Here is a 13936-nt window from a genome sequence, read left to right as displayed (position 1 = left end):
GTCTCCTGGACGGATGCCACACCAGGCTGCCCCGGCCGCCTTCAGCACGGCCGGGGCAGTGCTGCGAGACCCCTACCCCACATGTCCTGATTAGGCATCTTTATCCGCTTTCATTCCAGGGGAGATCTCGATCGAGCAATTGGAGTTCCAGATGTGCTCCGAATGCGACATGATCGCTCGTCATGAAGAAGACGATCACCGCTTTGGTGGTGTGCGGCGCCCTCCTGGTGACCGCCGCGCCCGCGCAGGCGGCCCCCAAGGATCCCGTACGCGCACTGAAGGCCGAACTGGTCGCCGGGCACGGTGTGCGTTTCACCGAGACGTCCCGACTGGTCCGACGGCACTGACACGCTTCAGGCGTACACCACCAAGGGCGTGCTGCAGTTCGGCAAGAAGGGACCGGTCGCCTACGACATCTCGAGCACCTCGTGGGACGACCAGTTGGACCGCACCGTCTCGATCGGCACGACCGCGTACTACTCCGGCTACCTCGTGGCCGATTTTCTGCCCAAGGGCAAGACCTGGATCAAGACCCGCCGCGGCGGCGCGCTGCCCAGCGTGTACGTGCAGATCCTGAACCCCGCCGAGCCGGCGACGCTGGCGGCGCTGCTCGACAAGGGCAAGGCGACCGGAAACAAGGTCACCGGCAAGATCACCTTCAAGGACCTGGCCTGGGTGGCGCCGCGGCTCGACGCCGACGGCACGCCGGAGGGGGAACTGCTGCTGCCGACGCGCAGACCTCGGGCGGGCTGCTGGTGACGGGTGAGGTGCCCGGCGCGCCGGTGATCAGGGAGCTGGTGCCCGCGCGGGACAACGGTCTTGATCGTCCGGTAGATCCGCCGGGCACCGGAAATGCTGAACCGCCCGATTCCGTACGGTCGGGCGACGGAATGCCGGTGAAGAACAAGCCGCACCGTCAGTCGGTCACGTTTCCCCCGAAACGTGCCGCAAGCAGATGGCGCAGCCCAAGGTCTGGTCCCTCAGGGGCGAGCGGTCCAAGCGTCCATCGACGGGCCCTCGGAGAAGTCGGACGGCGCGGTGCCCTCGATGGGCCAGGCCGGGAACGATTCTGACAGGAGCCTCTTGGCGGGCACCCGCTCCAGAATGGCCAGCTGAAGTTCCTGCAGTTCAGAGCCCGGCTCGATGCCTAACTCCTCGCTTAACCGCTTTCGTATGAGGGTGTAATGCTGAAGCGCCTCGGCCTGCTGGCCGGAGCAATAGAGGGCGGTCATGAGCTGGGATCTCATGGCTTCGTGAAACGGATATGCGACCACTCGCTTCTGTAACTCCGGAATGACCTGGCGATAGTTTCCCAGTGCGATCTCGGAGCCGTACAGCTCCTCGTAGGCGGCGATTCGCTCGCTCTCCAAAAAGCGCGCCTCCTGCTGGATCAGCTCTCCCTGGACCCCGGCGAGCGCGTTTCCCCGCCACACGCCCAGCGCGTCCCTGAAGATTTGCACGGAACTGCTGAGGCGCCCCCGCTGCGCCTCGGCGTGCGCGTTGCCGATCTGCTGCTTGAAATAGCACAGGTCCGTTTCGCCCGATCCCACCTGCAGCATATAGCTGGCCGAGCCGGTGGCTATCTCCACACCGGCCAGCGGGCGCAGGGCCTGGCGCAGGCGATAGACGTACGACTGCAGGGTGGTCTGCGCGCCTACCGGCGGCTGACCATCCCATACGTACTTGATGAACCTGTCGACCGGCACCTCGGTGTTCGCGTTGAGTATGAGTGTCGCGAGCACGGCTCGCTGTTTCGGTGCGGTGATGGGTATGCGCCCACCAGAGGACCTCACTTCGATGCTGCCCAGGATGAAGAAATACACGCTGCTCCCCCGTAACTCTAGGCTTTTCGAGCGCACGCTGTAGTGGTTGGGCATTCAGCAATGGCGGATCTCGAATATCTCCCGATCTACGCCCCCGAGCCGGATAGAGATGTCCGAATTGAGCGGATCCACTAGACATGATGCACCCGAGGAATCGATCATGTCAAACCCCATTAGAATTCCATTCGGATCCAACCGGACAGGCGGTAGGCGTACCACCACCAAATGATCATGGCTCTGACCAGAAACCTGAGTTCCGCTCGTCTCCGCCTACTCCGGCGGCGCATTGCCAGCTCGAAGATCTCCGCGCGGCGCACGCCAGGGGTTTTACCCCAATCACCAGATCCCTGTCCGGATTAGAACTGTTACAACGCGAAGATTACCGACGATTAAACAAGGCGGATACGCAAGGGGCCGGATGAACCCTCTGCGAGCCGCCGGCTTCCTGCGTCCCGGCGAGTCACCTTCCGGAGCCGGTTCCCGGCCGCCACGGTCATGTCCCGCGAGGTGCGCCGGGATGCCGTACAGGGCCCCGGCGTTCTTGAGTTCTGATCCGGTATGGCGCGGTTGAGGGTTCGGCAGGCGACATACGAAGGAGCGCGACTTCTGGTGATCTTTCAGGTCTCCAAACCCCAAGATCGTCGCAGGAGTCGCGCTCGTGTCCCCGTCTTCCCTGACCAGCCCCGGTCCCGTCTCGTGTCCGACCAGCTCGCCGACCTGGCACTGTGGGAAGTCGAATGGGCCGCAGACCCGGTCGTGGTGGAATCGGCGCTGATGCGCCGGTTGGCGAGGGCGCCCGATCAGCACTCGTCTTGCGGGCTGCGGCATCCGCTGGTGGTCATCTTGACGTTGACCGCATGCGCCACGCTGGTGGTCGGCGGTGACAGCGTGGCGGCGATCTGGCAGTGGGCCGCCCGGACCTCTCAACCGGTGCTCCAGCGGCTGGGCGCCTACCGCGATCCGTTCGCCGGGCTGTTCACCGTCCCGAGCAATCGAACCTTCCGCCGGGTCCTGGCCGAGCTGGACGCCGACGCCCTGGACACCGCGATCAGCGGCTACCTCACCGACGTCGTCCACCATCACACGCCCCCGCCGCAGATCCCCCACACCCCCGGCCGCGCACGCCCTGCTGTCCGGGCCGGATGCCGAATGGAGCGATAGCACCGCTATCGATGACGATCACGGACACGGCCGTACCGAGCGGCGCACCATCCGCACCCCTCCGCCGATGACGCTCTGTTCCCCGGCCCGCCCGGCAAGCCTTCCGGCTCCGCCGCGACGTCGGCGAGCTGGATCGATCCCCAGACGGCCCCTGGATCAGCAAAGAGATCGCGTTCGGCATCACCAGCCTGCCCGCCGACCTGGCAGGCCCTGTCCACCTCAACCACTACGAACGCGCGCACTGGTGCTAGGACAGAACAATTCAACGCCGGGGCCCTGGGATGCCGTAGCCACGGTATCGGGCCCGACAAGGGTGCCTCCCAGGCCGCTCGACATCCGCTGGCAGACGGATGACCGTGCCACATTAAACCAATGGAGCCGAACTGGCAGATCGATAGCGGCGGGATGTAGCGTTCTTGTGACCCGTCCGTGGATGTGCGATCGTGACAGCGCGCCACGGGGCGAAGGCGCGCATTGCATGAATACCACTTCCACGCCGAGACGGGGATTGACGTGAAGTCGATAATAAGCCTGTCGCTGTGCGCCGGTATTTTATTCACCGGCGCATTCACGGCGCCCGCCGCCGCGAATTCCTCGGCCATATTCCCGGCCGGTCCGCATTGCCCCGATCGGGCGCCCGCGGGCTGGGAATTCGTGCGGGCCGTCCAGCCGCCGTGGGGGCTCCCCTACGACCTATATCGGCTCCGGCTGGACGACGGCACGTACGAATACCGGCAGATCTACTGCTGAGACCCGTCCCCGGGGCGCCGCGCCGAACATCCCGCCGTACCGACGGCCGGGACGAGAAGATCGACGGGACGGAGCGTGATCCGGTGACCAAGGGCACTGGCGGGGACTTCGACCTCGCACAGGTCGAAGGCATCAACCCGCACGAGACGCGGTATCTCTACACGGACATCTTCACGCAGCGGTCCTACCTGCCTGCGGGAACGACGCTGCCACAGGACGCGGTGGTCCTCGACGTGGGCGCGAACATCGGGATGTTCGCGCTCTTCGTCAAGGCGATGTGCCCCGCCGCCCAGGTGTACGCCTTCGAGCCGATGCCTCCCGTGTTCGAGGCGCTCACCAGGAATCTACGGCGGCACGAGGTGGCCGGCGGGGCCTATCCGTACGGGCTGTCCGACCACGACGGCGAGACCGAGTTCGTCTTCTACCCGGGCTACTCGATCATGTCGGCCCAGCGCGCCCACGCCTCCACCGACCTGGACCGGGCGTTCGTCAGGGAGCTGGTGGTGCGGGAGCACGGCGCGGCGCTGGGAGAGGACGCCGACCTGCTGGACGAGATGCTGGCGCACCATTTCCGGGAGGTGCCCTACCCCTGCCCCCTCCGCAGGCTGTCCACCGTCATCGCGGAACTGGCACTGCCCCACGTCGACCTCCTCAAGATCGACGTACAGCGGTCGGAGATCGAGGTGCTGGACGGCATCGACGACCGGCACTGGCCGCTCATCCGCCACCTCGCGGTGGAGGTCCACGACGAGCCCGGCACCGCCACCGAGGGCCGCCTCGAGATCGTCCTGCGGGCGCTGCGCGAGCGCGGCTACCGCGCCCACGTGCTGCCCGCCGCCGACGCGAGCGCCGAAGGCCGCCGCATCGTCTTCGCCGGAGCCTGACGATCCGGAGGGCCTACCCCCCAAAGGAGGGGGATGGGTTGGCAACATTTGGCGGAGGCCGGGACGGGTGCCCGGGGAGGAAGGTAAAGACATGATCCCTTCCAAGAAGGTCCTGCGAATAGCGGTCGCGATGGCGGCGACGGGCGTGTTGGCTTTCGGGCTGACGGCGTGCGGCAAGGACGCGCCGGCGACTTCCGGAAGCTCGGATGACGTCGCGGCGCAGTACCGCCAGCTGGCGGAGTGCATCCGCAAGAACGGCGAGCCGAACTTCCCCGACCCGGTGCAGGACAGCAACGGGCAGTGGCGGCTGGCGCCCGGCACGACGGCGCCGCCGGCCGCGGCCCAGTCCGCGTGCAAGTCGATCCTCGACAAGATCCCGGCCTACCAGGGGCCGGAGGGCAAGCCGGTGACCGCGGCCGATATGACGAAATGGCGGGCATGGGCGCAGTGCATGCGTCAGAAGGGCATCTCGGACTGGCCCGACCCGAACACCGACGGCAGCTTCACCCTGCCCTCCCGGCTGGGCGGCCCGTCGGGCAAGGACCTGTACCAGACGCAGTTCGACGCCTGCAAGCCGCAGCTGCCCCCGGGCGGTCTGACCGTCACGAGCAAGGGGTGAGGTTCGCGTGCAAGGGCGCATCGACCAGGAGGCGCAGAACTCCGGGAGACACCAGGAAGATCGACGGCAGGAGATGCCGGTGGACGAGACGCCCGCGCGGGTGAGCACGACGCCGGAGCGCCGGACGGGCGGCAGGCGCGGCCGTACCGTGCTCATGACGGTGCTGGCCCTGGCCGTGACGGGCGGCGCCGGATGGGCCGTGTTCCAGGTCACCACGACCGGAAACGCCCAGCCGACGCCCTCGCCCACGGCCGGGCTGGCGCTGGCCACCGCCAAGGTCGAGCAGGCCGACGTGGCCGAGCGGCGGCTGGTGAACGGCACTCTGGGGTACGCCAGCGCGTACAACGTCATCATCAGCCGCGCGGGCGTGGTCACCTGGCTGCCGGCGGTCGGCAGGACCGTCAAGCGGGGCAAGGCCGCCTACGAGCTCGACGGCGTGCGCGTCCCGCTGCTGTACGGCGACCGCCCCGCCTGGCGCGACCTGAAGGTGGGCGTCTCGAACGGGCTGGACGTCCTCCAGCTGGAACGCAACCTCAAGGCGCTCGGCTACGGCAAGGACCTGACGGTCGACAAGCACTTCTCCTACTCGACCTACTACGCCGTCCGCCGCTGGCAGAAGGCGGCCAAGCTCAAGGTCACCGGCCAGGTGCCGCTGGGCCAGGTCGTCTTCGCCCCGGCCGCGATCAGGATCGGCGGCTGGGACACCAAGGTCGGCGGCGTCGTCGCGCCCGGCCAGCTCATCTTCCACGGCACCGGCCAGGTGCCCGCGGTGCTGGTCCAGCTGTCCCCGGCCGAGCTGCCGCAGATCCGCGTCGGCGACAAGGTCGTGGTCACGCTACCGGACGGCAAGACGCGCAAGGGCCACATCAGGATCATCGGCGCGGTGGCCGTCGACGGCGACACCACCGATGCGACCGAGAGCGGAGCCGCGGCGAAATCGGTGGCGCCGGTGACAATCGAGCTGACCGGCAAGGTCCGCGGGTTCCTGGACCAGGCGCAGGTCCAGGTCTCGATCGTCACCCAGCAGCACAAGAACGTGATCGCGGTGCCGATGACGGCGCTGCTCGCCCGGCCGCTCGGCACCTACGAGGTGGTCGTGGTGGAGGGCAGCGGCCGGCGGCGGGTGCCGGTCGAGACCGGGCTGTTCGACGAGAGCACCGGGATGGCCGAGGTGACCGGCGATCTTCGGCCCGGCATGCTGGTGGAGGTGCCCGGTGACGGTTCTTGAGCTGCGTGACGTGCGCAAGGTCTACCCGGGCGAGCCGCCGGTGGAGTCGGTGCGCGGGGTGAACCTCGCCGTCGAGGCGGGCGAGATGATCGCGATCCGCGGCGCCTCGGGATCCGGCAAGTCGACCCTGCTGCACCTGATGGCCGGGCTGGACCGGCCCACCAGCGGGTCCGTGCGCCTGGACGGCCAGCGCGTCGAGGTGCTGACCGACCTGCAGCTCGCCGGGCTGCGCGCCTGGCGGGTCGGTGTGGTGTTCCAGCAGTTCTTCCTGCTCGAAGCGCTGACGGCGGTCGAGAACGTGGCCTCCGGCCTGCTGTACCGGGGCATCCCGGCCAGGCAGCGCCGCGCGGCGGCCGTCGAGGCGCTGGAGCGGGTCGGCCTGGCCCACCGGATGCGCCACAAGGTGACCAAGCTGTCGGGCGGCGAGCGGCAGCGGGTGGCGATCGCGCGGGCGGTGGTGGGCCGCCCCGCCATCGTGTTCGCCGACGAGCCGACCGGCAACCTCGACTCGGCCAAGGGCGGCGAGATCCTCTCCATCATGCGCGAGCTGAACGAGGAGGGGACGACCCTGGTGGTGGTCACCCACGAGGAGCGCGTCGCCGCCGCCTGCCAGCGCTTCATCGAGATACGTGACGGAGTGGTGGTGTCATGAACGGCCCCGTGACGGCCGGCGAGAGGATGGTGCACCAGTGAGCGACGTGCTGCAGGACGAGAAGGACGCGGTCGGAACCCGGCCGCAGATCAAGCGCAGCAGGCTCCGGCTGTACGACCTGATCCCCACCGGCACGCTGGGCCTGCGCACCCGCCGGACCCGGGCGGTGCTGTCGGCGCTGGGCATCGCGATCGGCATCGCCTCGATGGTCGCGGTGCTCGGCGTCACCCGCTCCAGCGAGTCCCACCTGCTGGCGCAGCTAGACCGGCTCGGCACCAACCTGCTGACCGTGGTGAACGGCGACGACCTGGGCGGCACCGAGGTCGCGCTGCCCGCCACGGCCGCGCCGATGCTCCGGCGGATCTCCGGGGTCCTCGCGGTCGCGCCCACCGCGCAGATCAGCACCGCTCGCGTCTACCGCAACGACCAGATTCCCACCGGTCAGACCGGCGGCCTGGCCGTGCGCGCTACGGACGCCTCGCTCCTCGACACCCTCCAGGGGTCGCTGAAGCTCGGGCGATTCCTCACCGTGGCGGACGCGCCGGTGACCGTGCTCGGCCACGACGTGGCCAGGCAACTGGGCATCGTGCGGCTGGACGCCGGCACCCGGGTGTGGCTGGGCGGGCACTGGTTCACGGTCGCGGGCATCCTCGATCCGTTCACCCTGGCGCCCGAGGTCGACCGGTCCGCGCTCATCTCCTTCGCCGCGGCCAAGGACCTGCTCGGCTACGACGGCGCGCCCAGCCGCATCTACGTACGTACCGACCCGGACCAGGTGACGCAGGTCGCCGACCTGCTGGCCCACACGGCCAACCCGGCCAACTCCTTCCAGGTCAAGGCGAGCCGGCCGTCCGACGCGCTGACCGCGCAGATCGCGGTCAAGCAGTCCTCCGGCGCGCTGTTCCTCGGGCTGGGCGCGATCGCGCTGCTGGTCGGCGCCATCGGCATTGCCAACGTCATGGTGATCTCCGTGCTGGAACGCCGGGCGGAGATCGGGCTGCGCCGCACCCTGGGCGCCACCCGGGTGCACATCGCCGCCCAGTTCCTCACCGAGTCGCTGGTGCTGTCCGCGCTGGGCGGGCTCGGCGGGGTGCTGATCGGCTCGGGGGTGACCGTGGGCATGGCCATGGCGCAGGACTGGGGGATCGCGATCCCGCCCGCCGCGATCGGCGGCGGCTTCGGCGTGGCGATCGTGTCCGGAGTCCTCGCCGGGCTCTACCCCGCGATGCGCGCCGCGGCGCTGTCTCCGACCGACGCGCTGCGTACCGCCGGCTAATCCTCTACCGGGAGCTGGTCGGCGGAGAGCGCCTCACCCAGCGGGACCAGACCGCACTGCAAGCCGAAGATGGCAGCTTGCGTGCGGTCTTGGAGTCTCAGCTTGGTGAGGATGCTGGAGACGTAGGACTTGACCGTGGTCTCGCTCAGCGACAGCGTCCGGGCGATCTCCCTGTTCGACTGCCCGCGCGCCAGCGCCGCCAGCACGTCCCGCTCGCGCGGCGCCAGCATCCGCAGCGGATCCTCCTTCGCCGGGCCGTCGTCGTCGCGAACCCGCTGGACCAGCATCGCCGCGACCGGCGGGTCCAGCACGCTGCCACCCGCCACGGCCATGCGCACCGCCTCTACCACCCGGTCTACCGCGCTGGTCTTCGACAGGTACGACAACGCGCCCCCGCGCACCGCCTGCAACGCCACCTCGTTCTCCACGAACGAGGTCAGCACGATCACGGCGGGCGGCGCCGGCCGCTCCCTGAGCCGTTCCAGCACCTCCAGGCCGCCCATGCCGGGCATCACCATGTCCAGCAGGACAACGTCGGGCCGCAGGCTGTCGATCGCCTCCAGCGCGCCGTGCCCGTCCGCGCGCTCCCCGACCACCTCAATGTCCGCCTCGTCCTCCAGGACGTAACGCAATCCCTGGCGAACCACCTGATGATCGTCCACGATCAGTACCCGGATCATGTTTCCTCCGCCGGAATCCGTACCCGCACCGTCGTACCGCGGTCCGGCGCGCTCACCACGTCGATGACCCCGCCGACCTCGATGACCCGCTCCCGCATCATCTCCAGGCCCATCCCGTGCCGGTCCTGGTTGCGCTCCCTGTCGAAGCCGCGGCCGTAGTCGCGGACCACGATCTCGACGTCCTCGCCCTCCTGGGCCAGGCGCAGCTCGATCCGCCGGGCGCCGCCGTGCCGGGTCGCGTTGCTCAGCGCCTCCTGCACGATCCGGAGCACGGCGTGCTCGGCACCGGGTCCCAGCCGCACCTCCTGCAGCTCGGTGTCGACCGTCACGCCGAGCCGCACCTGGAATGCCTCGCACAGGTCGCGCAGCGTCGCCACCAGGCCGGCCTCCTCCAGCGCGATCGGCCGCAGCTGCAGGAGCATCGCCCGCATCTCCCGCATCGTGTGCTCGACGGTCGTCACCATGGACTCGGCCTGCTCCTGGAAACGTGAGCTCTCCGGCAGCGTGCGCCGCAGGCTGCCGGCCACCAGGCTCAGCGAGAACAGATCCTGCGAGACCGAGTCGTGCAGCTCCCTGGCGATCCTGGTGCGCTCTAGCCGCCGCGCCTGCGCCCCGGCCAGTTCCCGTTCCACCCGGCCGGCCGCCACCAGCCGCTCGGCCATCACGTTGAAGCCCTCTTCCAGGCGGCCGATCTCGTCACCGGCCGAGACGGGCACCCGGGCCGTCAGGTCCCCGTCGGCCATGGTCGCCGCGCCGGCGGCCAGCCGCTGGATCCGTTTGATCAGCTTGCGGGTGCTCAGCAGCCCGAACACCAGGCACCCCGGGACGAGCACCACCAGCGCGAGCCCGGCCGAGACCGGTCCCGCCCGGTTGTCGCCGTCGGAGGCGACGTCCACGACCGGCCCGCAGTCGGTGGCGCTGCGGTTCTGCAGGTAGACGACCCCGATCACCTGCCCGCCCGCCACCACCGGGTTGATCGCCCAGCCGACCTCTTTGCCCGATAACGTGATCGCGCCGGTGCGCGCCCGCGTGCCCGGCGACAGCCCGGGCGGCGTCGACCCCGCGTCGTAGACGGGCGGCTCCGACGCCTGCACCAGCCGCCCGTCCAGGCCGGCCACCGCGCGCACCACATCGCCATCGGCCGGCGGGCCCGCGGCCAGCCAGCGGCGGGCCACCGCCGCCAGTGTCTCTGGGCCGGACCGGCCGTCCTGCTGCCGCGTCAGGTCGTCGGCGAGCAGGCTCAGCCCCGCGGCCTGCCCCGCCCCGAGGAGCCCCGCGCGATCCTGACGCGTGCAGCCGTTGCTGGTCTGCACGGTCACTTTCGTGTTCATCACGCTGGGGACGACGAAACCGGCGATTCCCCCCGCTACCAGCGCCGACATGGCGGAAATGACCACGTATGACATGGCTATCCGGGAGCGAAGCCCATAGCGGGAGGACATCCACCATCTCCAACAGAAGACCTGTCCCAGCAGATAAGGGATCTTGGTGCCTACGCCCACATGCTAGCTCCTCTGCTGGCTTTCAGAAGATGGACCGCTCCGACCGGGACCGCCGCTGCGCACGGGACTTCCGCAGGTCGCGGGTGATGTTGATGCGCTTGAGCCACCGGTCCGTGCCGTCATGCCGGGCCCTGAACGGCTTGCGACCGTGAACCACCCGGTAGTTGTCGATGAAGCAGAACTCACCACTTTCCAATGACATGTCGAACATGTTCTCGTCCATCTGCTTCACCAGCTGCGCGAGCGCGTCGGCCGCCTCATGATCGGACGGATCCACCCGCATGAAGTACGGGTCCGCCCGGATATACGGCTCGTCCGGTTCGCCGAAGAGCACCGGGACCTTGTCCGGGTCGTCCTGCATCTTGTCGACGCCGTCGAACATGTCGTCGTCCTGCTTCGAATTGTTCTTCGCCAGGTGCGACTCGTCCGGGAGGATGCTGAACCGCTCTTCGAAGAGCACCGACCGCACGCTCTCCGTCAGGTCGAGATCGTCCACGTAGCCGACCGTGGTCACCGCCGCGTACGGGTTCCTGATGCACGCGAACGACAGGAAGTCGCCGCGCAGCGGGTGGAACGCGTCCTCCGTGTGCCACGTCAGCAACGATTCGCTGCTCGACCCCAGCTGCTCGTTCTCATGCCCCTGGATGGGGATGATGTCGTGGATGAGCCGCCCATCCTGCTGGGTGGCCCACGCGAACGGGTCGCCGAGCAGCGAGCTGAGCATGACGAGCATCAGGTCCTCGCGACGCGTCGGCGACGGCTCGGGCCGCTCCCGCCAATGCGCGGGCGTACGCCCGACGCGCTCCTGATCGATCTCGTAGCCGCCGATGCGCAGGACGCCGGCGCCGCGCTCGAGCCGGAACTCGTTCATCGCGGACCGGATCCTGGACGGGAGCGCGTGCGCCATGACCCCCGCCCGATGCAGCGCCTCATCGGATTCGACATGTTCGAGCGAGTCCTCCAGCTCATCCAGCAACGCGTTCACGGCATGCTTTTCCGCGGCATTGATGACTAGCTTGTCCATGTGCTGATCAGCCTTTCTCCGTGTGTTTCTGACGGCGTGGACAGGTCAGATCTCGAATTCCTCGTATTCATCGATGTCCAGACCGGGTTCGAGGAGGGATTTGGTGATGGCGGTGGCCAGGGCGCCGACGGTGGGGTGGTCGAACAGGGCGGTCAGCGCCAGGTCGGTGCCGAAAGTGCTGCGGATGCGGGTGATGGCCTGGGTGGCCAGCAGGGAGTGCCCGCCGAGGTCGAAGAAGTTGTCGTGGACGCCGACCTGGTCCACGCCGAGCAGATCGGCCCAGATCTTGGCCAGCAGCTGTTCGGTCGGGGTGACCGGGGCCTGGTAGCCGCCGGCCAGCTCGGGACGGCTGCCGTCCGGCACCGGCAGAGCGGCCCGGTCGATCTTCCCGTTCGGGGACAGCGGGAAGGCCGCCAGCTCGACGAACGCCGACGGGATCAGGTAATCCGGCAGGCCATCAGCCAGATACGCCCGCAGATCATCCGTGGCGGGAATGCCCTGGGCGGGATCGGCCGGAACGAGGTAGGCGACCAGCCGGAGGTCGGCGTCCTGTCCGAAGGGAGTCACCAGGGCCGAGGCGATGTGCGGGTGGCCGGTCAGGGCGTGCTGGATCTCGCCCGGCTCGATGCGGAAACCGCGGATCTTGACCTGATGGTCGGTGCGGCCCAGGAAGGCGAGCTGGGCGTCGGGCCGCCAGGCGGCGAGGTCGCCGGTGCGGTAGAGGCGGGAGCCGTCACCCGCGTGGGGGTTGGCGACGAAGCGCGCGGCCGTGAGCGCGGGCTGCGCGTGGTAGCCGCGGGTCAGGCCGGAGCCGGCGATGAACAGCTCGCCGGGGACGCCGACCGGGACGGGGCAGAGGCGGGGGTCCAGGACGTAGGTGCTGGTGCCGGGCAGCGGGATGCCGATCGGGGTGGGCGCGGCGGGCTGCCCGCCGAGCGGCAGCGGGATCGGACGGGACGGTACGGCGCCGTGGTGGCCGGTGAGGTCGCTGTAGGTGGAGTCGATGGTGGTCTCGGTGATGCCGTAGGCGGTCAGGAGCCGGGTGTGGGGCAGCAGGTCGTGGGCCTGGCGGGCGTGGGTGGTGTGCCAGGTGTCGGTGGTAGCGATCAACAGCTGCAGGTCCGGCAGCCCGCTCCCGCTGTCCCGTAGGTGGGCGATGAGGTTGTCGATGTGGTGGGGCGCGGCTTCCAGCGCGGTGGTACGGGTGTCCTGCAGCGTTCGGGCCAACGCGGCGGGGTCGAGCTGGAGCTGGGCCGGGGCCAGGATCAGGGTCCCGGCGTTGGCCAGGGCGCGGATCACGTCGGCGGTGAAGACGTCGAAGCTGATGTTGGTGAGGCTGAGCCACCGATGCTCGTGACCGGGCTCGAAGTGGGTACGCGTCCACGCGCCGTGCAGCGCGGTGAGGTTCCGGTGACTGATCCGGCTGGCCTTCGGCCGCCCGGTCGAGCCGGACGTGTAGATGACGGCCGCACTCTGATCAGGATCGACGGCCACGGCCGGAGCATCGCCTGGAAGGTCCCGCAGCGAAGACACCAGATCTTCCAGTACGACCACCCGCACGCCCGTGGACAGGAAGCCGGCCGGGTCGTCCTCCGGATCGTCCGTGAGCAGGAGGGTGGCCTGGCTGTCTGTGACCATGTGGGCCAGCCGGTGTGCGGGATAGGCCGCATCCAGCGGAAGGTAGGCCGCACCGGCCTTCCACACCGCGACGATGGCGACGATCAACTCGTGGGTACGCCGCAGGTGCAGGCCCACGACGCTCTCCGGACCGGCGCCCAGCCCGATCAGCTGATGCGCCAGCCGGTTGGCCCGCTCATCCAGCTCGCCGTAACCGAGCCGCTGCCCGTCGCACAACACGGCGGTGTGGTCCGGACGGCTACGAGCCTGGGCAGCGATGATCTCGTGAACCCCGGCGCCGCCAAAACCGCCCGCATCGGTTTCGGGAATGGCGGGGTGCGTGGTCCAGGTGGTGGTCAGCTGCCGCTGCTCGGCCGGGGTCAGGAAAGGCAGCGCCGACAGCGGTCGTTCGGGACCGTCGGTGATGGCGGCCAGCAGCACTTGGAGGTGCCCGATCAGCCGCTCGATGGTGGCCTGGTCGAACAGGGCGGTGCTGTATTCGAGGGCACCGCTCAGGCCGCCGTGCGGGTTGGGAGCGATACTCAACGTGAGGTCGTACAGCGCGTGACGGGGCAGCCGATCAGGCCCATCCCCCAGACCGGCCGGATCCGGGCCTGCGGCTTCCTGACCAGCCGAGTCCTGATCGGGGGTGATGTAGTTGAACAGGGTCTGGAACAGCGGCGTGCGGGAGCGGTCACGCTCGACACCGAGTTCATCGAC

At 69.0% G+C, this 13936-nt stretch carries 14 protein-coding genes; 9 read left to right on the top strand and 5 right to left on the bottom strand.

The window, feature by feature from the left end:
- Positions 1-182 precede the first annotated feature (182 nt).
- Entirely contained in the window at positions 183-347 is a 165-nt protein-coding gene (locus ABZS69_RS64945; RefSeq protein ID WP_355394482.1) for a hypothetical protein, read from the top strand.
- 28 nt (positions 348-375) lie between these two features.
- Positions 376-759 carry a hypothetical protein gene (locus ABZS69_RS64940; protein WP_355394479.1) on the top strand — a complete coding sequence of 128 codons (384 nt, stop codon included), beginning with the start codon at positions 376-378 and terminating at the stop codon, positions 757-759.
- 221 nt (positions 760-980) lie between these two features.
- Here ABZS69_RS64940 and ABZS69_RS64935 read toward each other — a convergent pair whose 3' ends face one another.
- A complete protein-coding gene (locus tag ABZS69_RS64935) occupies positions 981-1823 on the bottom strand; it encodes an AfsR/SARP family transcriptional regulator (protein WP_355394476.1) in 843 nt (280 codons plus the stop codon).
- A gap of 696 nt (positions 1824-2519) precedes the next feature.
- Here ABZS69_RS64935 and ABZS69_RS64930 point away from each other — a divergent pair.
- The 7 genes from ABZS69_RS64930 (at position 2520) to ABZS69_RS64900 (ending at position 8393) form a co-directional block, all read left to right on the top strand.
- Positions 2520-2984: a transposase family protein gene (locus tag ABZS69_RS64930; RefSeq protein ID WP_355394473.1), complete on the top strand. Its 465-nt coding sequence runs from the start codon at positions 2520-2522 to the stop codon at positions 2982-2984.
- A gap of 474 nt (positions 2985-3458) precedes the next feature.
- Complete coding sequence (locus ABZS69_RS64925; RefSeq protein WP_355394471.1) at positions 3459-3734, top strand: hypothetical protein; 276 nt, start codon at positions 3459-3461, stop codon at positions 3732-3734.
- An 83-nt stretch (positions 3735-3817) separates the two neighbouring features.
- Entirely contained in the window at positions 3818-4618 is an 801-nt protein-coding gene (locus tag ABZS69_RS64920; protein WP_355394468.1) for an FkbM family methyltransferase, read from the top strand.
- Between the two features lie 91 nt (positions 4619-4709).
- Positions 4710-5237, top strand: a complete 528-nt coding sequence (locus tag ABZS69_RS64915) for a hypothetical protein (protein ID WP_355394465.1) — start codon at positions 4710-4712, stop codon at positions 5235-5237.
- A gap of 79 nt (positions 5238-5316) precedes the next feature.
- Complete coding sequence (locus tag ABZS69_RS64910; RefSeq protein WP_355394462.1) at positions 5317-6465, top strand: peptidoglycan-binding protein; 1149 nt, start codon at positions 5317-5319, stop codon at positions 6463-6465.
- On the top strand, positions 6452-7117 hold the full coding sequence (locus tag ABZS69_RS64905) for an ABC transporter ATP-binding protein (protein WP_261582688.1): 666 nt from the start codon (positions 6452-6454) through the stop codon (positions 7115-7117). Before ABZS69_RS64910 ends, ABZS69_RS64905 begins: the two co-directional genes overlap by 14 nt.
- 37 nt (positions 7118-7154) lie before the next feature.
- A complete protein-coding gene (locus ABZS69_RS64900) occupies positions 7155-8393 on the top strand; it encodes an ABC transporter permease (RefSeq protein WP_355394458.1) in 1239 nt (412 codons plus the stop codon).
- Here ABZS69_RS64900 and ABZS69_RS64895 read toward each other — a convergent pair.
- The 4 genes from ABZS69_RS64895 to ABZS69_RS64880 all read right to left on the bottom strand — a co-directional run.
- On the bottom strand, positions 8390-9073 hold the full coding sequence (locus ABZS69_RS64895; RefSeq protein WP_182900172.1) for a response regulator transcription factor: 684 nt from the start codon (positions 9071-9073) through the stop codon (positions 8390-8392). The two genes, ABZS69_RS64900 and ABZS69_RS64895, sit on opposite strands and share 4 nt — an antisense overlap.
- On the bottom strand, positions 9070-10404 hold the full coding sequence (locus tag ABZS69_RS64890) for a sensor histidine kinase (RefSeq protein WP_355394511.1): 1335 nt from the start codon (positions 10402-10404) through the stop codon (positions 9070-9072). The genes ABZS69_RS64895 and ABZS69_RS64890 overlap by 4 nt, the downstream gene beginning before the upstream one ends.
- 193 nt (positions 10405-10597) lie before the next feature.
- Positions 10598-11599, bottom strand: coding sequence for a guanitoxin biosynthesis L-enduracididine beta-hydroxylase GntD (gntD, locus tag ABZS69_RS64885; protein ID WP_355394454.1), 1002 nt, complete (start codon positions 11597-11599; stop codon positions 10598-10600).
- Positions 11600-11644: 45 nt separating this feature from the next.
- On the bottom strand, positions 11645-13936 hold a 2292-nt coding region (locus tag ABZS69_RS64880; RefSeq protein WP_355394451.1), incomplete at its 5' end, for an amino acid adenylation domain-containing protein.

Origin of the sequence: Nonomuraea sp. NPDC005650, from assembly GCF_040605375.1 — a bacterium.
Lineage (GTDB): Bacteria > Actinomycetota > Actinomycetes > Streptosporangiales > Streptosporangiaceae > Nonomuraea.
Note: the sequence above shows the minus strand (reverse complement) of the source record. Positions and strands in the feature narration are given on the sequence as shown.